Origin of the sequence: Streptomyces sp. ISL-100 (assembly GCF_018614615.1) — a bacterium.
GTDB lineage: Bacteria > Actinomycetota > Actinomycetes > Streptomycetales > Streptomycetaceae > Streptomyces.
The window spans coordinates 1-20,354 of record NZ_JAGGOK010000007.1; the positions used below are offsets into that span (position 1 = coordinate 1).

Genomic DNA, 20,354 nt, shown 5'->3' on the forward strand with positions numbered 1-20,354 from the left:
AGTTACCCATTGCGTTGGGGGCGTGATCGGCGCCCCTTGCGGGGTTCCACACTCCCGTTCCAGCAGAGAACCGTCGGGCATGGCGAGCGGCGCATGGAGCCACCGCCGCACATACAATTTCACCCAAACGGCGTCGGTGTGAGCTTCCACCGCCTTGACCAGCAGGTCCCAGGGCACACTGTCGAAGAACTTGGTGATGTCGAATTCCACCACCCAGTCCCGCTTCCAGCAGCGCTCCCGGCACCTTTCCACTGCGTCCAAGGCGGACCGTCCGGGCCGGTATCCGTAGCTGTCAGGATGGAAAATCGGATCCACCCTTCGCATCAGATGCCGGGCCACCACGGTCTGGGCAACGCGATCGGCGACAGCGGGAATACCGAGCATTCTCGTGCCGCCGCCATGCGGCTTGGGGATCTCCACCGCACGCACCGGAGGCGGAAAGTACGAGCCCGATGACATTCGGTTCCAGACCTTGTACAGATTGTTCTTCAGGTCCTTCTCGAAGTCCTCGATGCTCTGCCCATCCACACCGGGCGCGCCCTTGTTCGCTCTGACTTCCTCCCACGCCTCTTTGACTTCCCACTTCGAGATATCAAACGGCTTGATCTGAGACTTCAACTGGCCCATCGCACTCCTCCCGGACGCAGTCCGGTTGATGTGATCAACACAGTCACGAACGACCCGGCCCCTTCGCTCCACCCTCATTACAGGGGCTTCGTCACTACTACGAACCGGTCCGCCAGCAGGTCCCGCTTCGGTACTCGACCCCTTGCGGTGTCCGCCACTTGGGGCACTCCCTCTCCCCCGCGACATGGCGGGGCATGTCGGGACCTGCCTTCTCCTGTTCCATGCGAAAGCAGCAGACTGGACTCGCGTCGCCTACATGCCGGACACCACCTGGCCAATAAACGGGCACCCGCCAGGCTCATCCCGGGATTCTGGTCACACCCCGGTTTCGATGCCGCCTTTATCTTTTTCGACACGTCAGCAGCGATTCACTTGCGTTCGCCTTTCCAGTCCCCACCTGACGCCTCTCACGACGCCTTTTCCTCATCGCTCACCACGACGGTATTCAGCCAACGCAGCATGAGGCGGTTTGGAGCCTCCCCCCGCAGGGCGACTCCGAAGGGCCAAACCTTCATCTCTCGCACAGCACCTTTTCCAGAAGCTGTCCTACTACCAACTCCCTTTCATGTTCAGGACACAAGACCAGCAAAATCCATCTCGCATCGGACCGCAGATGCCGCCCCCTGTCACTCGTCCTGACCGCGGGACAGGCCGCCGACAGCCCACAATTCGTCCCCGTCCTCGCCGGTGTCCGAGTCCGCCAGCCCCAGGGCCGGCCCCGTTCCCGCCCCGGCGCGGTCGCCGCAGACAGGGCCTACTCCTCCCGCGCCAACCGCGCCTACCTGCGCAAACGCCAAATCAAAGCGGTGATCCCGGAGAAGAGGGACCAAGCCGCCAACCGCAAGAAGAAGGGCAGCCGGGGCGGCCGGCCCGTCACCCATGACTCCGAGCTCTACAAGGAACGGAACACCGTCGAACGCCTGATCAACAAACTCAAGGCCTGGCGAGGCATCGCAACTCGCTACGACAAGAAACCCGAAAGCTACCTCGCAGGCCTCCACCTCCGCGCCTCGATGATCTGGATCGACGACCTCCTGAAAACATCCCGCTGATCACGACATCACACAGGGCCTAACCGAAATCCGAAGTCGCAACTGAGCGAACCTGCCGACGGCACTCCGATTGCACCTCTATCGTGAGATGCCCTTCCCCCATGTCGGCATTGACACTTATGGAGTGCCGCGGTCTCCCATCTCCCGAGAGACCCACCTGCTGAGCTTGCACCCGCCCCTCGTGTCGACCGTCCTCCAACTTCCAGCCATGGTCGGTGAAATAGGCCGACACACCCTCCAGAGCAACGGTCAGCTGGTTGGCAGTGAGGTCCCCCACGCGCCAATGGTGCTGCGCTGTGCATGAGGACCGAAGTCCTCTGCTCCAGCACTCCGAGCATGCGGCGCCCGACATCCAGTCCTGGTCTTCGATGAACCGCCCCCGGACCACACAAGCTTCGAGCACACGGCTGGAATGCCAACGGAGGTCCTGCCTCATATCGTCCCCCAAGCTGTCACTAGGGGCGGAGGCGAGGGCTTCGCGGCGATGGAACTCGGCAACGTCCTCGTCAGTGGAGTAGTCGATGGTACGGAGGATCTCAGCGAAGAGTTCGGAGTAGAGGTCCCAGTCTTCTAGGCAAGTGGTGCTCAGTTCGAAGATGAGAAGTTCCGTGCTATGGGGGATGGGGACATACGCCTGGACGAGGTTGCGGGGAACAGCGTGAGCCTGTCCGTCGGGGGCTATTTCGGCGGATAGGAAGATGGAGTCGGCCCCGATGCGCGTGACAGCAGGCACCCTAGGGAGGAACACGATGCGGATGTCGTCGCCGGGGTAGGCGCGGCGGAGAGAGTCCTCGGTCTGGGAGCAGACTGCCACGTCGCTGTCACCGTCGTGTGTGATTTGGGATACGAGGATGGTGGCCATGCTGGTGCGGCCGTCGATGTCGAGGAACGCCATTCCCGCGTAGACGGCGTTCGCCTGCTCGATCAGTTGAACGGTGAGCTGGAAGAGGACGACTGCGAACTGGGCCTGCTCTTCAGGGCTTCGGCCTTCGAGGATCGTACGGGCTCGGTCGCAGACCTCATCGACCAGGTTGTCCTCGTCGGTCGCCTCCAGGGGAAGCTCCAGCAGAAACGGCGGCATCAGCCAGCCCATTCGGGCCTTCGAAGGGGATGATGGAGCGACTGGAATGCTCATGCGGGACGGGCACCTCGCGAGATTGTGCGGTGGGTCAGGTCAAGCTGGTGGGATGGGCTGGGTACGGGGGAGGATTTCAGGGAAGACCTCGCCATAGTCGGGGAAGCCGTGGACGGCAGCAGCCACCAGCGTCATCCAGGAGCCATCGGCAAAACCGAGCTGGAGACCACCGTCGTTGAGCTTGTCCCGGCTGTCACGGGTCCAGGTCAGCTGTTGAATGGGGATCGTCCAGTTGGCCTCGGCAGCACTTCCGAAGTTTGCGCTGCGGGTGGCGTTGAGGACGTGGAAGACCAGCAGCTTGGTCGGGGTGACGGCAAGATAACTGTCAAAGCGACTGCGGGACTTGGGTTGGGACGCGACGAGCAGCTGGCCAGCGATGCTGTCCCAGTCGCCGAACTGCCAGCAGGCCCTGATCCAACCGATTGTTCGTTTAGTCGACTTCTGCTGCAGTTTCGCGCGCTCTTCTGGAGTCGTAGGGCGCCGAGTGTCCTCGCCGGCGGGTGGCCCACCCAATCCCTCCAAGAGGCTGATCAGCAGGCGACGCAGCCCACTGCCAGGGCGTTCGTAGCCATGCAGGATCTCAATCCGACGCTTGTTGGAGATTAGGGAGTGGCCTGCGTCGCCAAAGGCAAAGAGGCCACGGACCTGCTCGCCGTTGCTGAAATGCGTGGCCCAGGACGACACTTTCTCGGCACGTGCGGCGCGTTTCTCTTTCATCATCATTCTCCGCTGTGGAACTTTCCCGCCGTCGCAGTCTTCTCCAGTCACGCAGCCAACGCGCCATGGAACGCGGTACCGCTGGGAGCCTTCGGGGCCTGGACAGTTGTCTCACCGTCATCACCCATTCTCTGGATGGCGCCGTAGGCGGAGCTGGCGCCCTTGATGATCCCCTGCGAAGCCGCGTTGAAGTTCTCCACGGCCTTTTCGCCCATCTCTGCGCCGAATTTTCCGAGGATCTTTTGAGTGGGGTTAGTGATGAGGTGCATTTGGGTGAGGGAGTCCCTGAGTTTCGTCGCGGTGCCTTCCGCGAATCGGCTCAGCGCACCCCCGGTGGCAGTAGCGTCCTTGCCGAGCTTGCCGAGCTTGGCGAGCTTGGTGAGCTTGGTGACGCCACCGACGAAGGGCAATACTCCGGCGGCATCTAGTGCAACCTTCCAACCAGGAGTGCCGTTACCACGGGCGTTACCCATCCAGTGCCCGGCCATCGCCCCGGCGGCGCATACCCCAGCACCGACGGCGAGCACGCCCCCGGCGATGTTGCCGACCACGGGGATGAACTGGAGAGCCATGGCGGCGGCGGCCAGACCTGCTGAGATGGTCGACAGCAGGTCGGCGTTCTCAACCAGCCAGTCTTTGAAATCACGCCATGCCTCCTTGAGGCCGTCCGTGATGCGGCCCCACAACGACAGATCCGGGGGAGAGTTCTCCGATGCCTTAAGGATGGATCGCTCTGCCTCACCGGCACGGTCTTTCCACTGGGCGTGGATCCTCTCGGCCTCCCTGATCAAGCCGCCTAGCTTTTCATTTGCCGAAGAAGCATCATCACGCGCTTCATCAAGCGTGCGATTGATCTGCTTGACCTGATCCTCAGGGAAGATCCGCCCCTGATACTGGGCGACAAGCCCGTCGTACCGGGCTGCGCACCGCTCGGCGGTTCTACGGGCAGTGACAGCCTCCGCCTCGATGCGCTCGGCACTGGTCTGAAAGTCCTGGAGCTGGCCTTGCCAGCTATGGAGGGCCTTCGCGCAAGCCTGCATCGACTCAGTGCCCTGCTTAAGGTACTTGGGGAGTTCACCAAGCTTTTTGGCGAATCGGTCTGCGGCATCCCCCCTCCAGAAGCTGTCTGAGTCCCCGACGGTCTTCAGTAGATGCTCCAGCTCGTCAAGTTCTTTACCGACGGCATCCACGTCCTTGGCCAGAAAGCCAATGGCTTCCAAGTCACCCTTGGCGGGGTTGAACTGGACGCCAGGCCACGCACTGTCGTCCTCGATGAACATGCTTCGCCACGTCATATCTGATCCCCCTACTTCACGCCGAAGCCTTCAGCGTTCGCCTTGTCGCCTGCCTTGTAAGCATCGATCGTCGCCCCAAGACGGTCCTTGATATCCTGGGAAGCCTTCTCGATCTGCTTAATACCGTCGCCCCACTCACTTTGGAAAGTGTCGCAGGCTTGATCGAGCCCCTCAGTGCCAAGGGTTTTTGGCCCGACCTTCTTCAGCCGATCTCTCGCCTGCTGCATACGCTCAGGCGCATCTGTCAGCTTGCGAAGTGCTTTCTCGGCATCTTGAATGTCGATCTGGAAGCCAGAACTCATCGTTCGATTCCCCGTGGTCATGGCCTACGGCCAAGTGGTCTGAGGGCTATGTGTGAAACTGACGTACCGTAGTAACCGCTGGCAGCGTTCCACCTTGTGCGTTCCGCTCTGCGGCCCGGTCGCGTTGACGCGAATAAGGGCTCGGACAATACCTCGACTGACAGGACGTCGTTACTGCTCCTGGTACGGCGGCTGTTGCCCGTAGGGATTCCCGCTGGGATTGTGCGGAGACTGACCCGGAGCGGCGGTGTGGTAAGGCTGCTGGCCCGATGGATACGGCGGTTGGTTCGGATAGTCCACGCCCCCTGGGGAAGCTCCGCCGCCGTCACTGCGGTTGCGGCGGCTACGGACTAGCGCGAAGACGATGCCGACTACGACAACTACCGCTGCGATGCTGGCGATGACAATGATGCTGCCGGAGGAGAAAATCTTCTTCGCCGGGGACCCGCTATCCTGCCCCTCCCCGGAACTCGGGGGAGGGGCAGGCAACGAGATCTTGCCGAGAGGGCCTTGCTGGGGCCCTTCGGGATGTCCATCGTGAGCGCCGAGTATGGGCGGATCATTCCGTATCCGTACTCCTCATCGGGTACTTTTTCCACCTTATGATCAAGCAGCGTTGCTGACTTGATCAGACGGTTTATTACCTGACCGGCCGTGAGGTTAGGAAACTTAGATCGGACTAGCGCCGCTGCAGCCGAGACGTAGGCAGCAGATGCTGAGGTGCCGGTCCCGTTGGCGTACCCGTTCGATTTGGTCGGATCCGCGCCCACAATGTCGACGCCCGGGGCACTAAGAACTACCTCTTTACCGGCATTTGACCCGTACCAGAACTCGCCATCCTTGTCGATGGCGCTTACTGCCACCACACCGGGAAGTGCGGCGGGGTCGTCGACACCCAGGCCATCGTTTCCAGTGCTTGCAACCACGATTACATCGTGAGCCTGTGCGTACGCGAGGGCTTCCTCACCTTCACGTCCGGTGAGGCCGAAGGTCTTACTCAAGGACATGTTCACTACCGATGCGCCGTGATCAACCGCGTACTTAACTGCGGCTGCCCAACGCTTTTCGGGAAATTTGTCGTCTTTCGTTGTGCCGTAACGCAACGGCAGGATCTTAGCCTTGGGTGCCAGCCCCATTACCCCCGAGCCATTGCCCGAGCCATGACCGTGCCCAGCGATGAGGCTTGCCATGGAGGTACCGTGGCCGTACACGTCTTCCTGCGCATTTCCGTTACCGGTGAAATCTTTTCCCGCCAAGACTTGTCCAGTGAGGTCCGGGTGACTGCCATCCACTCCTGTGTCGACAACCGCGACTGTGACACCTTGGCCTTGAGATTGAGCCCAGACCTCTTCTACGCTGAATTGATCGAGCATCCACTGCCGATCCCGGATGTGATCCGCTGAAGCCGCCGGGGCTGAAGTGAGGAGCAAAGCTCCCGTCAACGCCACGACTCCAGCCGTGGACCAGACTCGCTTGGCACCCAATTCCTTGCTCCTCACTCAACTGCGACTGGTTACGCCAGCCTTCGCGTACGAACCGACGACAGCTTTCCGTGTGGCTCGCTCGTGTGCCTACTCGATGTTCCGCGGCACGTTCCGGTTACGGTCCTCTTCCGACACCCAGGTCTCTTCGTCCTCGACCAGGTAGTCGGGACGATCGCCCCGCTCATTCTCTTCTCCTGCGCAACGGCCGCTGCGACCGCCCATGCCTCCAGCCATGCCACCGCGCTGCGTACCGCCCCGGCTGCCGTGCAGGCCCGCGCCGCCGCCGGTCCCCTTACCAATCATTTGCTGCCACAGCGTCGGGTTCGTTTGAAACATCCACAGGACGAAAACTGATGCGGCTGCCACGAACCCCAAGAGTGCACACCACGTCCCGATCTGGCTGGACCAGAGCATGAGCTACCTCATGACGCGAGATGTCCGCCACATCGCACTGCCACGAGGGTGAGGTAAAGCGACCCGACGAGGCGTCCATCTTGATGCGCGCGCCGCCGAATTCGAGCTCGTCCTTCTCACCGCCGTATCGCTCGGCATCCCATCCGATGTCTTCGCCCGCGCTGTTGTAGAGCTTCGCGTACGTTTTGCGGTCGGGCTCGAGTACTACGAGGAAGCCCTTCGGCGTGTTGGCCACCGAGGGCCCCTTCGACTCCCACAGCTCCAGATCAGTCTTGGCGCCCTGCTCGATGATCGGGGCGAAACGGCTCGCGTCTGCGGCGTTCTTCTTGGCCGCGATCGTGACGGTGTGGGGCTGACGCTTCACGTACATATCGTCGTAAATGTCCCAGGGGGCTGGGTAGTAGACCGCGGAGGCACTGCCGCACGCGGAAGGCGAGCCACCCACTTCTGTGATGCGCGGCTCCGCTGCCTCGGACTGCCGTTCCACCGTCCATCGGTACCACTCGGACACCGGGTGTACGTCAACCCCCTCGACCTGATGGACGAACGCGACGTCGAGCGCAAGCTTCACATCGGACCCGTATTCGTTGGTTCCATCCCCTGTCTGCAGGATGACCTTGTACTTGGCTTCCGCGAAAGGAACCTTGCGAAGATTGCGAAACAGCTTTCGCTGGGTCTCTTTCGCCTTACCGGCAAAGGGAGCGAGGCACTCGTCCTCGTCACCGCTTTTCAGCGCCGTCGTCCGGCCGTCGAGCAACGTGCCGATGTCCTCCTGGCTCAGCACCTGGTCGGCATCGGGGACTCCGCCCTCGGCGCCGTTCATTGAATTTCCGCCCACGGCCTTGAAAAGGGCGAGTCCGCCGACGCCGAGCACAGCCACGACAGCCAGGTTCAGGAGGCCAATGACAGCCCCTTCAGCCCCTTGCCACCACCGGAGTTGTGCGGCGGTGGTGGCGGCAGAGGTGGCTGCCAACTTGGCTGCTGCACCGGCGCCCCATAAGGGCCCGCACTCCCTGGGCCTCCAGCGGCGTCGAATAAGACATGACTCCCATCTCACACAGTGCTTCTGGTGAGGGGCGCGAGGCGCGGCAGTCCGCACACAAGGGCGGGTCAGCATCTCGGCCGACCCGCAACGGAGTTACAAATACGAGTCGGCGCCACGCACCACCCGCAACTTCCGCTTACACCCTCCCCGTTAATCACACAACACCCTATGGCCTTCACTAACGCAGGGCGTACAACCCTCGTGCGACTTCCGTGCAGGAATCGTGATCGACTAAGCCCGTCCACCCCTGCCCGGCAGGGTGCCGTCCGGCTGAGGGCACCATGCCGGGCGCCCAACCCGGAGAGCCCCCAGGCCGACTATCCGGGCAAGACACTGAGCCGCTGCCGCTGCGTACGGTCAGGCCGCCAGTCCCCGTGCGGCAGGAACCCGGTCGGCGAGGTCGGCGCCGCCGCCTCCGGCACGTCCCGCGATGCCGCCCGCTTCCGCCGCGTGGGGGCCCAGGAGATCAGCGGCCCGAGCAGGGCCACGCCGATGTAGGCCAGCACGTCCCATCCCGAGGCGGGTTCGATGTACCGGAGCAACAGGCAGACCGCGACGCCGGCGAGCCCGCCCCACTTCAGCACGCCACCGACATCAGACCCGCGCAGGGAACCCGGGCCTACTGGCCCTGGTGCGGGGGTTGTGTCCTGTAGGGGTTCGGGTTCTGGGCAGCTCACCCTGTCGTTACGGCCCTTCCCGGCACCGCGGAACCCGAAGACCGCGAAACCTGCGTAGATCAACAGCCAGGCGAACACTGCCGCGTATCTCTGCACTTCTCTCCAGAACTCTCACCACCTTGTCCGCGCCGGTGACATGGCGGTGGCGAACGCCACAACGAAGCTCATCACCAGCAGGACAGCGGGAGCGATCGCCCCTTACGGACATTGCGACGACTCGTGTGTACGACCACGGCGTCGGATGCCGACGAACGCGTATACGACGGGACCGTGCGCGCGATCCCAGCCAAGGCGCCCACGCGCTCCGAGGCGCCCACCACCCCAGGGACCGATGGGCAGTGCCACCGGCTGAATCCGTCGTTGAGGCTGGTGGCTCAGCGCCGCTGTCCAGCGTCTTGGCCCGTACGACCTTGGGCTTCACCCCTTGTAGTTGTGCTGCAGCACCAGTTCGACGGCACGGGCCTCGGGCAGGCTCGTCAATTGAAGATTCCGTGCGCCTGAAATGCGAATGCTTGCCATGCAGCCGTGCCGAAGCGGAGTATCTCGCCATCCGGGTCCTTGGAGTCCCGTACCGCGATGGTGCCTGGGATGTTCGTGGCAACCTCGACACATTCGCCGGCGGACGTGCTGTAGCTGGACTTCACAAACTCGAACCGGGCCACGCCTGCTTCCCCTTGCCAATGCTGTCGATGAGTAGCTCGGAGTCGTGCGGCGACAGGCTGAGCCTGGCCGTACGGTCGAAGAACGTGCCGTACGCCGCGCCTTCGTTCGTGTCCTCCACCCATACCGTAGAGGCAATGGTGTCCACATGAACCACGTCCACGGCACCAGCTTCGGCGAACGAGACGATGTTGAAGGCCCCGCCGATACAGGGGTATCCACCGGCCCGGAAGGGCAGCACCTGAACATGGATGTTGGGGAGTTCGGCCATATCCAGCAGGTGATCGAGCTGGGCTCGCATGACCTCCGGGCCGCCGACTAGTTGCCGCAGCGCCGCCTCCCAGATCACAGCGTGCACCTGCAGGGGCGTCTCGCCAGTCAGGCGGGCTTGCCGCTTTATCCTGACCGCGACGATGCGCTCGATGTCGTCCGGGTCCTCCCATACGCCGTCGCTCACGGCGAGTGCACGTGCGTACTCCGCAGTTTGAAACAGTCCGGGAACCAACGACAGCTGCCAGGTGCGGACGCGTGTGGCCACGTCCTCCATGGCAATGTACTCGGCCAGCGCCCCCGCGTTTGGGGAGTGCTTCCACCAGCCTTTGGCCTTCCGTCTTTCGCGGTCGAGCTTCGCGATATGCAAGAGGCTGTCGACGGTCTTCGAGTCGTCCACCCCGTACAGCTGGCAGAGAGCCAAGATGTCGGGGTCCCGGAACGGCACCCAGCCCCGTTCCATCTTGGCAACCTTCGCCGCCGTAGCACTCAGTGCCGCTGCAGCCTGCGGTTGGGTCAGTCCTGCCGAGTCGCGTAGTCGCAGTAGCTCGCCGCCCAGCTTCCGGGCCAGGACCGTCGACACCCGGTTACCCAAACTGGTCTGACCGCCTGCCACTTCGCACCACCTTTCTCGATTTGAACCCAGTGTGCAGTCGATCTCCGAGTCAAGACAAGCGACTCTCGGGGATAGATATCTCCGAGAGTTCTTGCACCTTCGGTGTCGACGCGGCTACCGTCAGTACTCCACCGCTCGCACAGCGGAGCCAGTTGGCGGAAGTGCATCGCTCCGCCTGCGCGGGCGCGGCATGCCACCGCCTCGCGGCCCGCTCGCACAAGGAGGTGCGTGTGCATGGAGGCATCAGCCAACGCCCGCTACGACGTGGTTACTTACTCGCCCCGGCTGGAGTCCGTCCCCACCGCCCGCAGGCGGATCGCGTGGCTGGCCGGTGAATGGGGACATCCTGAAGTCGCCGGGGACGCGGCCCTCGTGACCAGCGAGCTAGTAACGAACGCCCTGCTCCACGGCTGCCTGAGGGACCGGCTATTCCGCGTGGAGGCGGCCCTGTCCGAGTCGGTCTTACGGATCGCCGTCACCGATCCGAAGGGTGAGCGCAGACCGGTTCCCCGCTCTGCCGAGCGTGAGGACCAGTTCGGGCGCGGGCTCGTCATCGTCCATGCGCTCGCGGCGCGTTGGGACGTGGAGGCGCTCACGGTTGGCAAGACCGTTTGGGCGGAGCTGGAGCTGAAAGGGTGCGCGTAGAGCTGGCGAACCGCGACGGGGGGCTATACGCCGTACATCATCCTCGGCTTCTTCTCGATTACAGTAGGTCTCACACCGTGCGCTCACTGCCGATGCAGGGTCATCAGTCCGTGCCCGCCCGGCAGAGCGAGGACGCCACCGCGGTCCGGGTTGCCCGCGAACCAGGCTCCGTGCTCGAACTCTCCCGACCAGCGCTTGCGCCGACGCCACGTACGCGCGGCGAGGACCGGCGTCCAGTCCTCGTCGCTGCCCCCGACACCGAGCCTGAGTTGCACGGCAGCCCTCGCACCGACTTTCACGTCTGACCTGCTGACCGCAGTGCAGTACCTCCAGGGGCGGGACTTCAGAACACTCTCGACAGCACGCAGTCAACGCAGCGCCTTGGCCGGCCCCGCCAGCAAGAAGGCAGCAGGTATCAGCAGGAAGGATGCAGTGCCCGAGACGAGGTGTGTCTCCTCTTCCGTGAATGCCTTCGCCACGATGAGCAGGGCCAGGAACACGCCACTCTGATCAAGAGGCTGACGCGAGCACTGCGTCGGACCCTCAAACGCCTGCCGGGTGGCGGGATCGTCGAAGGCGCACTCGGCCAAGGGGAGGGGGACAGAGGCACCGGACTGCACGCGCACAACTCCTCGTCCTCGGGTTCAGCAGACGTTCTCACGCGCTACGGCCCCCACTCAAGCTGCCGATACCAGCCCTCTTGTCCCGCGCCATTCGGTCCTTGTCGCGGGCGATCTCCAGGTACGCCTCAACGGGCGTCCGCCGGTCCCGCTCCAGCGTCATGAGGTCCCCGCCCCCAGGCACCGCGATCACTCCACCGAATTCAGGGTCACCGGCGAACCAGGCACCCTTCTCCATCGCCCCCGTCCAGATCGCCCCCGTCCGGCCCTTCCTCTGCAGGGGGTTGATCGCCCGCATGATCTTGGACCAATCGGCGTCCGCGTCGGCCTTTAGCTGCACGGCCAACGCCATCGTGTGCTTGACGTCGCGGCAGGAACGTACAAACGATCGGTACTCAAGGCACCCGCTACAGGGACAGCCCCCTCAGGCCAGGGTCGCTTCGCCTTCGGAGGCCGTCGCCAGCCCACTCATCGGCTTCCCGCCGGGTCGGTGGTGGGCTCCACATCCGGCAGAAGGTTCTCCAAGTGCCGTGTTCGACGGCTTGCGGTCACCATCCACGCGACCGCAGGCGACAGGAATGCAACGGCGGCCAGGACCAACGTCCAGACATTACTTACGCCGATAGCAGTGATCGCCAGGGCCAGCAGGCTGATCAGCAATGCCCAGAGGCCGGCGGAGTGCAGTGCAGGGTGCCACACAGGGTACGTACGGAGCGCTCGCAGTTCGCGCCCTTCAGGAAGTTGCTTGGCCGCAGGTACCGGCGAGCCTTCAGGAAGACCGGAGCCATCACTGGTCTCCGCCCAGCCATTGATGTATCCCTCTCCCTCCACGACCAGTACCGCATGGGCGGCCGAGGCAGCGTGGCGTTCCACTTGAGCCCCGGGCCCCCAATAGAGCTTCGCCCGGCTGCCGACGATGCGCCGGGCCAGGTCAACAGGATCAACGACCCTGTCAGTGAAGAGGTCCAGACGCTCTCCATGCGCCGCCTCAAGCCGCAGAACCGGCTTTGGCCGGTTCGGCACCGATCCCTTCGGAGGTCTTTCGTCCAGGGCCACGCCCGCTTCTACCACGGTGACCAAGAGACAGCGGGAACGCCCCTTCCTCAGGGCGGGCCTGAACCTCCGAGTAGCACCGGCAAGCCCTCCGCCTCCGAGCGCGAGCAGCAGACAACCGGCGGTCCACCCCAGCGTCAGGAGCACCAACGGCGCTCCCGCCGATGCCCCGGTCTTCTCCTCCAGAGAACCCCGGTCGCCCGCGACGATCGCCCCAGGGCTTGCCGAGGAGGGGGCGTAGAGAGCCCACACCTGGTCGCCGGGCTCAACAGGGGTTTCCGAGAAGACCTTGCCCTCCTCAGGCTCATTACCGCTGTCGAAGGGCACGAGGACCTGGACCTCGGTGACGTAGTGGCCGTTGCGGGTGCGCTGGTTCTTGACGTACTCCGAAGACATCACCTGCTGGACTTCCACCGCGCGAATCGTGTGACCTGCGTCAACAATCCGCCAGGCCTCCGGCGAGTACGACATCGACGCGTAGAGCAAGAGGAACACAGGCATGAGCCATGCAAACAGCCCAAAGAACATCCATGCGCTGCGCTGCTCAGGCCACCAGAACCGGCGAGCCACCAATGCGCCCGGCTGCGGGAATGGGCCGCGCCGCAAAACGGCGAGGCAACCAGCAACGCCAACCGCTGATACCCCAAGGCAGACGAGCAGATCCCACCTGGGCATCGGCGCGGAAGGTTCCGCCAACGCTCGTACGACTACAGCCAGTAGCCCCAGACCGACCAGTGTGAGGGCAACCCTCACAACATGGCGTCTCTTTCTCATCCGAAGTCATCCCTAATGCTGCGCTGCCGCGGCGACGGCTGGGCCCGCGTCTGAGTGTCGTTCTTCGAGGAATCCTCCTTCGAGGACTCCTTGTCGGCAGAGTCATCCATGCTCTGCTCAACCACTTCTTTGCCCGCTCCGGGGATGCCAGCTCCAACCGCACCAAGCGGCGCATCGATCGCCCAGCTGGGACCCCGTCCGCTCTGGCGCCGGCGTGAAATTCTCGGGCACTTGCAGGCCTTCTGTCGGCCGGTTGAGGTGGCCGGCCCCTCCTACAGCCGCTCCGCCGATGCCGCCGCCAATGACGTTGACGAGGGCATCCGCCCCCACCTCCTTCGCGCCCTCCCCGGTAAACGGAATGTCGCCCGTCGCCAGTCTGACGCCGTCAACACCCAGCCCGCCCGTGACGTTGCCTACGATGCCGCCAGCCGCCCCGGACGCGACTTTCCCCGAGAACATACTCGCCGCCTTGAGTCCCGGCCCTGTTCCCACTACCGCCCCGAGTGCGCCCTGCCAGGCCGCCTCCTTCAGATCCTCACCGCTGGGGGACCCCCCGCTCCACGCCGCACCCGCGATCGACCCGCCTGTATTTCCTGCGGTGTTGATAGCCACGTTCGTGATAAATTTGTGCGTCCTCGCCAGCTCACGGAGCCTTCTGAAGGCTGTACCAATGCGGCGCAGGATTCCCCCGAGGCGCCCCGCGATGCGAATGGCTTGGGCGGCCAGTCGGGTTGCGTTAGCTGCAGCGACTGCACCACCGAAGCCGAATGTAACAAAGGAGAGAGCTACGCCCACCCCGACCGAGACACCGATTTCTACATAGATTGCATGAATTTTCATCGTTGCACTGCTCGATGGCATCCGCTGCTTCGTCAAGGCCTTTAGCTACTTCGTCGTACTGCTCCGTCGACTTTTTGACGGATGCCTTGAACTCAAGCCAATACTTCTTGAAGGCTTCAGCCGCGGGACCACGCCATGTGTCCCCCACTGTATCTTCAACGTTTCTATCCAGGGCTTTGAGTTGGCCCTCAACGTCAGACTGCAGTTGACGCCACGCCTTGGCTGCCTGCCTTAGCTCTTCCGGCCTACCGCCCGGATTAACGATCTCAAATCCGGCCTCGACGATCTCCTCGGCTACTGATTCTTTTCCACTCATCGCTTGCCCTCATCGCTCTTCTTGCCGAAAAGCACTGCAACATCGTCATCCGTCACTTCAGTGTTGCGGTTTACTTTTCTGAGAGCATCAGCTATGGCATCCAGATGCTCATGCACAAGCTTCACGACATCGGCAGCATCCGTGGAATAGTCAATGTAAGCGGACGTCACCTCCTCGGATTCCGTCAGGATGCCAAAGCCGTCGGTGATGGCTTCTTCTCCTGTCTCGGCCTTGAACTTCTTCAGGTGGGCCCGCAGGTCATATGCCTGCATTTCGAATTTGCGAGCCAGTTTTCTACCCGCATCGTCCGCGTAAAACGGTGCGTCGTCAGCCACTTGCAATGCCTCATTCCATATCGGTTGCACACGTGGGGGAAACTCATGTCCCGGCTCTTAGCCCTGGCACGTAGGAGATTTAGGCCTGGGCGGCCACCGGCCCGGATACCAATACGAGGTTCAGGCCAGGCAACTCTGTTCCGCCTATTGACCTTGGTGTGGAGGCCTTTGAGCGTAAGGGTGGGGGTCCTGGGCCTGTCCCGGAGGAGCGGTGGGGTACGGCTGCTGGGCCGTCGGGTACGGCGGCTGGTTCGGGTAGCCCATGCCGTGGGGGGAAGCTCCGCCGTTGGGGCCACCGGAATCGGGTCCGCCGTTGCCGCGGTTTCCGCGGCTGCGCATGACCGCGAAGATGATGCCGCCGATGACTAGGACGGCTGCGACGCCTCCTGCGATGAGGGGCAACATGCTACGTGTAGCGGACTTCTCCTCGGCGGCTTGCCCCGGACCCTCATTGCCTGCGGACTTTGACGCTGCGTCCGAGGGGAGGGCGCCCAAGGGGCCCTCCTTGGGACCCTTCGGGATGTCCATCGTGAGCGCCTTGTAGGGGCTGACGATTCCGTAGCCGTAGTCCTCGTCGGGTGCCTTCAAGCCCTTGTGGTGGGCGAAGGTTGTCGACTTGATGAGGCGATTGATGACTTGGCCTGCGGTGAGATCCGGGTACTTCGCGCGAACCAGGGCGGCGGTGGCTGATACGTAGGCTGTTGCGTTCGAGGTTCCGTCAGACAGGCTGTATCCCTGCGAGCGGGTACTATTCGCAGAGAGATTTTCCACACCAGGAGCCATGAGAGTAAGCCCCTTTCCGGTATTGGAAACATTCCAACGGTTTGCTTTTTTATCTACGGCACCGACTGCAACAACACCAGGAAGTGCCGCCGGATCATCGATGGCAATTGATCCATCATTTCCAGCACCAGCAACAACTACGACGTCGCGCGCTTGCGCATATGCGATTGCTTCACGACCGACGCTCAGCGTCTTGCCGCCGTCATTACTGAAAGAAAGATTAATTACCTTGACGCCCTTATCGACCGCATATCGAACCGCAGCGGCCCAGGTCTCATCCGCGTTCTTGCCATCCTGACTCTGCATTGTCCGCAGTGGCAAGATTTTTGCCTTTGGCGCAAACCCCATCATGCCCGAGGCGTTGTTCGCGCCATGACCATGCGCAGCGATGATACTTGCCATGCCGGTCCCATGCCCAAATTCATCCTCATGGGCATTTCCGCCGCCGGTAAAGTCCCTGCCTTCGAGGACTTGGCCCGCCAGATCTGGATGACTGGCATCAACACCGGAATCGACGACAGCGACGGTAACGCCCTCCCCCTTGGACTCAGCCCAAACATCCTGCATCCCGAACACATCCAAGACCCACTGTTGGTCCCGAACATAGTCAGCCGAGGCTGTCGGGGCTGAGGTGAGGAGCAAAGCTCCTGTCAACGCCACAACTCCCGTCGTGGACCAGACTCGCTTGGCACCCATTTCCTTGCTCCTCACTCAACTTCGACTGGTTCCGCCAGTCTTCATACAGGCGAGCCGCACGGAAAATCCGTGCGGCTCGCTCGTGTGCACTACTCGATGTTGCGCGGTACGTTCCGGTTACGGTCCTCTTCGGAGATCCAGGTCTCTTCGTCCTCGACCAGGTAGTCGGGACGCTCGCCCCGCTCATTCTCGTCCCCGGAGCGACGGCCGTTGCGACCGCCCATGCCTCCGGCCATGCCGCCGCGGCTCCCGTGCAGGCCCGCGCCGCCGCCGGCTCCCTTGCCGGTAATGCCCTTGGCCGCGCCGACTACGCCGCCGCGAGCCTTGGCGAGGGCCCGAGACGCCCACCAGTACCAACGCCACCACGGCCAGCCGCGCCAGCTCCGGCGCCACCGCCAATGCCGGGTCGGCCTCCGGCCCCTGGGCAAGCCAGCCCCGGCCCGGTATCCCGCCACGCCTTCGCACCATGACGTGTCAGGACGCCTTGGCGTTCTTGGCAAAAGCCGCCTGGAACGCGCGAACCGAGCAGCACCAGGAGGCCCTTGTGTCGCATTTCCACTCGGTCATGTCCGTCGGGTCCAACTCGGCGTCCTCGTCGTGCGATCTTCTCGCTCGCCAGTTCGACAATGCGGCTGACCACCCCGCGCGGCAGCATCGGTACCCCTCGGACATGAGTGAGCGGAGTGGGCGGCGGTACGGCCGCTGTCGCCGGTACCGACCTGGCTGGAAAGGAGGGGCGGCAAGGAACCGGTGCCTGGCAGGCGAGGGCACGGCCAAGAGCGAGCAGAATTATTTCCTGCCACAGCGCCAGGGTCGTTTGAAACATCCACGGGGCGAAAACTGATGCGGCTGACATGAACCCCAAGAGTGCACACCACGTCCGGATCACGCGAGATGCCCTGTAGATCACGGGAGTTCGCTTGTCGAAACACCAGCCAAAGTCCTTGCCAATTGAGCCAGTTGCCACCCAGCGACGGCCGCGTGCCGTCGCTGGGCGTACAACTAGCCCCGTTCGATGGAGGGCTCAACGGCTCTGCGGCGCAGCGTCGTGCCGATTCTTGTCAGGGCCCAAACTCTGCAGGCGGCTCGTGAGACGGCTCCTGAAAACACTGCGGGCAATGATGGGCGACACGTACGCGACAGCAGCCAAGACAACTGTCGCGAAGCTCCCTACACCGAGGGAGGTAATCACCAAAGCCAGCAAGCTGATCAGCAGCGCCCACAGGCCGGGGGAATGCAACGCCGGGTCCCACACAGGAAACGGTCGAATGGCGCGCAGTTCGCTTCCTTCCGGCAGTTGCTCGCTTGCGGGCACTAGCAATCCCTGCGGCAGATTGGAACCATCAGCGGTTTCGACCCATCCCTGGACACAGCGTTGATCACTCAACACCAGCACCGCATAACCAACCGATGCCCCATACGGAAGTTTCTGAACCGGCGGCCTCCAGTAGAGGTTCGCTTGGGCGCCGGCAAGCAAACGACCCAGCGGCTCAGGTTCAATGACCTGGTCCAGGTACAGATCCAGGTGGCGGCCGTCGGCCAACACCAAACGCACACACGGCTTGAGCAGTTTCGTCGTGGAGCTCTTCGACGGACGTTCGTCGACCCGTACACCCACATGGTCAACGACCACAGAGAGAACGCGGACTCGTCCCGCCACGAGTGCACGCTTGATGGTGTTAGTAGGTCCGGGTCGCACGCTCCCCAGCAGATTGAGCACCCAACAAAAGGCAGCCCAGCCGATGGCCGCGAACACCACCGAAGCCTCCGCCGGTCCTCCGGTCTCCGTCTCGAGGGAACCTCGATCATCATCGATCAGCGCACCCAGAGCGGATGAAGACGGGGCATAAAGGACCCAAACCTGGTCACCGACTCTCACCGGTGATTTCGAACTAAACCTGTTCTCGACAGTTCTGGATCCCTCGCCGAACGGCGCCGAGACTTGAACCTCGGTGGAGTAATGGCCTGACCTGTTGCTTTGAACCCACCTCGAAGCCAGGACCTTCTCAACTTCAACCGTGCGAATCGTGTGCCCGGCATCGACGATCTCCCATGCTTGCGGTGAGGGAGTAAGTGCTGCACTGGCCACGAAGAACACAGGAATGATCCACACCCAGAGAACGAAGCCCAGCAGCCCATTACGCTGAGCCGGCCACCAGTACTTGCTGGTTCCCAGCCCATCCGAATCCGGATGAGGACCACGGCGAACAATGACCAAACATCCCCCAACACCAGCCAGGGCCAGAGAAAGTGAGATGGCCAGATCCCACCGCGGCAGCGGGACCGAGGGTTGAGCCCACACGCAGAAGACCGCGGCCACGGTTCCCAGACCGGCAATGCCCAAGCAGACTGCCAGAGCGCGAGACTTACCGCTCATCCGAAGTCCTCCCGGATACTGCGCTGCTGGCGAGCAAACGGCGACTGCGGTTCAGTCTCCTTCTTCGGGCTCTCTTGCTCATCCGGACCAAGAACCTCTCCGCCTACTCCAGCGATGCCAGCACCAACCGCGCCAGCGGGCCCCTCGGCGCCCATGCTTGGAGTATCCGCGCTTGGCCTGGCGAACGGGTAATTGAAGTTGGGGTTGGCGGGACGGTCTATCATGTCCTGTCGATGGTGACCTATTCCACCTACGGTTGCCCCTCCCAGGAGACCGCCTCCGGCATTGACCAGACCGTTCTTAAGCCAATCCGGATCCTCATCGGTGGTTAGGGCGGTATGAGCGTCAACACCGACCCCGCCGGCAACGTTGCCAGCGACGCCAGCCGCGATGTTCTCCCCCATATTCTTTTGGAACGCGGACGCGCCGATGTCATCCAACTTGGACGCGGCCTTGCTCGCCGCCCCAGCACCCACAGGAGTCCCAATCGCCGCCGCGAGGCCTCCCTGCCACACCGCCTCCTTGAGGTCAACGTCCCCGCCAGAAGCCACCGAGCCGAGTACGGTGCCTCCTGTGTTGCCGACCCAGTTGATGACGAAGCTCCCCCCCAGCTTTGTCAACTTCCCTGCCCGCTGGTACGCGCGGATAGCGGTGGCGATACGTTGGAGAAGCGCGCCCAGGCGTTGAGAGATCCGTATAGCCTGAGCTGCAAGCCGAGTCACATTTGCTGCTGCAGCGCCGGCTCCAACGCCAAGCGTCACGAATGACAGGGCCACACCTACACCGATCGAAACACCAATCTCGATATAGATCGCATGGATCTCATCGTTGACTGTCTCGATCTCGTCGGCTACTTCATCAAGCTGTTTGGCAATGTCGTCATACTGTTCCGTTGCCTCTTCGACGGCCGCCTTGAACTCGCGCCAATGCTTCTTGAAAGCTTCAGCAGCGGGACCACGCCAAGTGTCCCCAACGGTGTCCTCGACGTTTGCATTCAAGGCTTTGAGGAGGCCCTCGGCACCAGAAACTTCGGATTTAAGCTGCCGCCACGCTTTGGCTGCCTGCCTTAGCTCATCCGGCCTGCCGCCAGGATTGACGAGTTCAATTCCGAGTTCGACAAGCTCCTCGGCTCCAGTCTCTTTCCCGCTCATTACTTACCCCCGTCGCTCTTCTTCCCGAAAAGCGCTGCCACATCGTCGTCGTTCACTTCAGTGTTGCGATTGACCTTCCTCAAAGCATCGGCTATGGCGTCCAGATGTTCATGGACAGCCTTCATAGCATCGGCGGCGCTCGTTGAGTACTCGATGTAGGCGGATCTAACATCGTCTGACTCTGTCAGGAAGCCGAAGCCGTCAGAAATGGCTTCTTCTCCCGTCTCATTCTTGAACTTCTTCAGGTAGGCGCGCAGGTCATACGCCTGCATCTCGAACTTGCGAGCCAGCTTTCTACCCGCATCGTCCGCGTAAAAGGGTGCGTCGTCAGCCACTTGCCAAGGCCTCATTCCATATCGGTTGCGCACGTGTGTGGGGGGAAACGCATGTCCCGGCTAGCTATTAGCCCTGGCATAAAGGAGGGTTAGGCATGGAGGTTAGACAGCCGGAGCCGGCTGCGATCGGCTCTG

General features: G+C 62.7%; 24 protein-coding genes and 1 pseudogene. 2 read left to right on the forward strand and 23 right to left on the reverse strand.

The genetic code is table 11. From position 1 onward, the window contains the following. The coding region (locus J7E89_RS04075) for a reverse transcriptase domain-containing protein (RefSeq protein ID WP_251060086.1) at window positions 1-627 on the reverse strand (627 nt) is incomplete at its 3' end. 443 nt (window positions 628-1,070) lie between these two features. On the opposite strand from J7E89_RS04075, the gene J7E89_RS04080 reads away from it, so the two are divergent. Further along, a complete protein-coding gene (locus tag J7E89_RS04080) occupies window positions 1,071-1,679 on the forward strand; it encodes an IS5 family transposase (RefSeq protein WP_308315327.1) in 609 nt (202 codons plus the stop codon). 19 nt (window positions 1,680-1,698) lie between these two features. On the opposite strand, the gene J7E89_RS04085 is transcribed toward J7E89_RS04080, so the two are convergent. The 10 genes from J7E89_RS04085 to J7E89_RS04130 form a co-directional block, all read right to left on the reverse strand. Continuing rightward, window positions 1,699-2,814: a hypothetical protein gene (locus J7E89_RS04085; protein ID WP_214968435.1), complete on the reverse strand. Its 1,116-nt coding sequence runs from the start codon at window positions 2,812-2,814 to the stop codon at window positions 1,699-1,701. Between the two features lie 39 nt (window positions 2,815-2,853). After that, window positions 2,854-3,537 carry a hypothetical protein gene (locus tag J7E89_RS04090; protein ID WP_214968437.1) on the reverse strand — a complete coding sequence of 228 codons (684 nt, stop codon included), beginning with the start codon at window positions 3,535-3,537 and terminating at the stop codon, window positions 2,854-2,856. A 41-nt stretch (window positions 3,538-3,578) separates the two neighbouring features. Next, complete coding sequence (locus J7E89_RS04095) at window positions 3,579-4,811, reverse strand: putative T7SS-secreted protein (RefSeq protein WP_251060087.1); 1,233 nt, start codon at window positions 4,809-4,811, stop codon at window positions 3,579-3,581. Between the two features lie 26 nt (window positions 4,812-4,837). Beyond that, window positions 4,838-5,128, reverse strand: coding sequence for a hypothetical protein (locus J7E89_RS04100; protein ID WP_214968442.1), 291 nt, complete (start codon window positions 5,126-5,128; stop codon window positions 4,838-4,840). Between the two features lie 380 nt (window positions 5,129-5,508). Then, window positions 5,509-6,501 (reverse strand): type VII secretion-associated serine protease mycosin, encoded by a 993-nt coding sequence (gene mycP / locus J7E89_RS04105; RefSeq protein WP_251060088.1) that lies wholly within the window; start codon window positions 6,499-6,501, stop codon window positions 5,509-5,511. A gap of 198 nt (window positions 6,502-6,699) precedes the next feature. After that, window positions 6,700-6,915 (reverse strand): hypothetical protein, encoded by a 216-nt coding sequence (locus J7E89_RS04110; RefSeq protein WP_214968444.1) that lies wholly within the window; start codon window positions 6,913-6,915, stop codon window positions 6,700-6,702. Beyond that, a complete protein-coding gene (locus tag J7E89_RS04115; RefSeq protein WP_214968446.1) occupies window positions 6,905-7,906 on the reverse strand; it encodes a hypothetical protein in 1,002 nt (333 codons plus the stop codon). Before J7E89_RS04115 ends, J7E89_RS04110 begins: the two co-directional genes overlap by 11 nt. Before the next feature lie 482 nt (window positions 7,907-8,388). Further along, window positions 8,389-8,655, reverse strand: a complete 267-nt coding sequence (locus tag J7E89_RS04120) for a hypothetical protein (protein ID WP_214968448.1) — start codon at window positions 8,653-8,655, stop codon at window positions 8,389-8,391. A 569-nt stretch (window positions 8,656-9,224) separates the two neighbouring features. Continuing rightward, entirely contained in the window at window positions 9,225-9,410 is a 186-nt protein-coding gene (locus tag J7E89_RS04125; RefSeq protein WP_214968450.1) for a DUF397 domain-containing protein, read from the reverse strand. Then, window positions 9,389-10,294: a helix-turn-helix transcriptional regulator gene (locus J7E89_RS04130; protein ID WP_308315323.1), complete on the reverse strand. Its 906-nt coding sequence runs from the start codon at window positions 10,292-10,294 to the stop codon at window positions 9,389-9,391. The genes J7E89_RS04125 and J7E89_RS04130 overlap by 22 nt, the downstream gene beginning before the upstream one ends. A gap of 234 nt (window positions 10,295-10,528) precedes the next feature. On the opposite strand from J7E89_RS04130, the gene J7E89_RS04135 reads away from it, so the two are divergent. Further along, complete coding sequence (locus J7E89_RS04135) at window positions 10,529-10,939, forward strand: ATP-binding protein (RefSeq protein WP_214968452.1); 411 nt, start codon at window positions 10,529-10,531, stop codon at window positions 10,937-10,939. Between the two features lie 83 nt (window positions 10,940-11,022). Here J7E89_RS04135 and J7E89_RS04140 read toward each other — a convergent pair whose 3' ends face one another. From J7E89_RS04140 to J7E89_RS04190, 12 genes and pseudogenes are all read right to left on the reverse strand, one after another. After that, window positions 11,023-11,214, reverse strand: a complete 192-nt coding sequence (locus J7E89_RS04140) for a hypothetical protein (RefSeq protein ID WP_214968454.1) — start codon at window positions 11,212-11,214, stop codon at window positions 11,023-11,025. Between the two features lie 93 nt (window positions 11,215-11,307). Continuing rightward, entirely contained in the window at window positions 11,308-11,565 is a 258-nt protein-coding gene (locus J7E89_RS04145) for a hypothetical protein (RefSeq protein ID WP_214968456.1), read from the reverse strand. A gap of 31 nt (window positions 11,566-11,596) precedes the next feature. Next, window positions 11,597-11,899 carry a hypothetical protein gene (locus J7E89_RS04150; RefSeq protein ID WP_214968459.1) on the reverse strand — a complete coding sequence of 101 codons (303 nt, stop codon included), beginning with the start codon at window positions 11,897-11,899 and terminating at the stop codon, window positions 11,597-11,599. 128 nt (window positions 11,900-12,027) lie between these two features. Next, window positions 12,028-13,287 (reverse strand): hypothetical protein, encoded by a 1,260-nt coding sequence (locus tag J7E89_RS04155; RefSeq protein ID WP_214968461.1) that lies wholly within the window; start codon window positions 13,285-13,287, stop codon window positions 12,028-12,030. 216 nt (window positions 13,288-13,503) lie between these two features. Then, window positions 13,504-14,262: a hypothetical protein gene (locus J7E89_RS40565; protein WP_251060089.1), complete on the reverse strand. Its 759-nt coding sequence runs from the start codon at window positions 14,260-14,262 to the stop codon at window positions 13,504-13,506. A 16-nt stretch (window positions 14,263-14,278) separates the two neighbouring features. Then, window positions 14,279-14,542, reverse strand: a pseudogene (locus J7E89_RS42290) (WXG100 family type VII secretion target); the annotation flags it as partial. After that, window positions 14,539-14,877 carry a hypothetical protein gene (locus J7E89_RS04165; RefSeq protein WP_308315324.1) on the reverse strand — a complete coding sequence of 113 codons (339 nt, stop codon included), beginning with the start codon at window positions 14,875-14,877 and terminating at the stop codon, window positions 14,539-14,541. The gene J7E89_RS04165 and the pseudogene J7E89_RS42290, both read right to left, overlap by 4 nt. A gap of 144 nt (window positions 14,878-15,021) precedes the next feature. Further along, window positions 15,022-16,356 carry a type VII secretion-associated serine protease mycosin gene (mycP, locus tag J7E89_RS04170; RefSeq protein ID WP_251060090.1) on the reverse strand — a complete coding sequence of 445 codons (1,335 nt, stop codon included), beginning with the start codon at window positions 16,354-16,356 and terminating at the stop codon, window positions 15,022-15,024. Window positions 16,357-16,445: 89 nt separating this feature from the next. Further along, on the reverse strand, window positions 16,446-16,784 hold the full coding sequence (locus J7E89_RS04175) for a hypothetical protein (protein ID WP_214968468.1): 339 nt from the start codon (window positions 16,782-16,784) through the stop codon (window positions 16,446-16,448). Window positions 16,785-17,380: 596 nt separating this feature from the next. Further along, on the reverse strand, window positions 17,381-18,733 hold the full coding sequence (locus tag J7E89_RS04180) for a hypothetical protein (protein WP_214968470.1): 1,353 nt from the start codon (window positions 18,731-18,733) through the stop codon (window positions 17,381-17,383). After that, the gene (locus J7E89_RS04185; protein ID WP_214968472.1) at window positions 18,730-19,884 is read right to left on the reverse strand and encodes a WXG100 family type VII secretion target; all 1,155 of its coding nucleotides are present in this window, start codon (window positions 19,882-19,884) and stop codon (window positions 18,730-18,732) included. Before J7E89_RS04185 ends, J7E89_RS04180 begins: the two co-directional genes overlap by 4 nt. After that, window positions 19,884-20,219 (reverse strand): hypothetical protein, encoded by a 336-nt coding sequence (locus J7E89_RS04190; protein ID WP_308315325.1) that lies wholly within the window; start codon window positions 20,217-20,219, stop codon window positions 19,884-19,886. The genes J7E89_RS04185 and J7E89_RS04190 overlap by 1 nt, the downstream gene beginning before the upstream one ends. Window positions 20,220-20,354 lie beyond the last annotated feature (135 nt).

Bases quoted from the DNA above. Each gene is read 5' to 3' on its own strand.
- J7E89_RS04090 (WP_214968437.1), bottom strand. From the start codon at position 3,537: ATGATGATGAAAGAGAAACGCGCCGCACGTGCCGAGAAAGTGTCGTCC.
- mycP (WP_251060088.1), bottom strand. From the start codon at position 6,501: ATGCTCGATCAATTCAGCGTAGAAGAGGTCTGGGCTCAATCTCAAGGC.
- J7E89_RS04100 (WP_214968442.1), bottom strand. From the start codon at position 5,128: ATGAGTTCTGGCTTCCAGATCGACATTCAAGATGCCGAGAAAGCACTT.
- J7E89_RS04185 (WP_214968472.1), bottom strand. From the start codon at position 19,884: ATGAGCGGGAAAGAGACTGGAGCCGAGGAGCTTGTCGAACTCGGAATT.
- J7E89_RS04085 (WP_214968435.1), bottom strand. From the start codon at position 2,814: ATGAGCATTCCAGTCGCTCCATCATCCCCTTCGAAGGCCCGAATGGGC.
- J7E89_RS04155 (WP_214968461.1), bottom strand. From the start codon at position 13,287: ATGCCCAGGTGGGATCTGCTCGTCTGCCTTGGGGTATCAGCGGTTGGC.
- J7E89_RS04180 (WP_214968470.1), bottom strand. From the start codon at position 18,733: ATGAGCGGTAAGTCTCGCGCTCTGGCAGTCTGCTTGGGCATTGCCGGT.
- J7E89_RS04135 (WP_214968452.1), top strand. From the start codon at position 10,529: ATGGAGGCATCAGCCAACGCCCGCTACGACGTGGTTACTTACTCGCCC.
- J7E89_RS04110 (WP_214968444.1), bottom strand. From the start codon at position 6,915: ATGATTGGTAAGGGGACCGGCGGCGGCGCGGGCCTGCACGGCAGCCGG.
- mycP (WP_251060090.1), bottom strand. From the start codon at position 16,356: ATGGGTGCCAAGCGAGTCTGGTCCACGACGGGAGTTGTGGCGTTGACA.
- J7E89_RS04095 (WP_251060087.1), bottom strand. From the start codon at position 4,811: ATGTTCATCGAGGACGACAGTGCGTGGCCTGGCGTCCAGTTCAACCCC.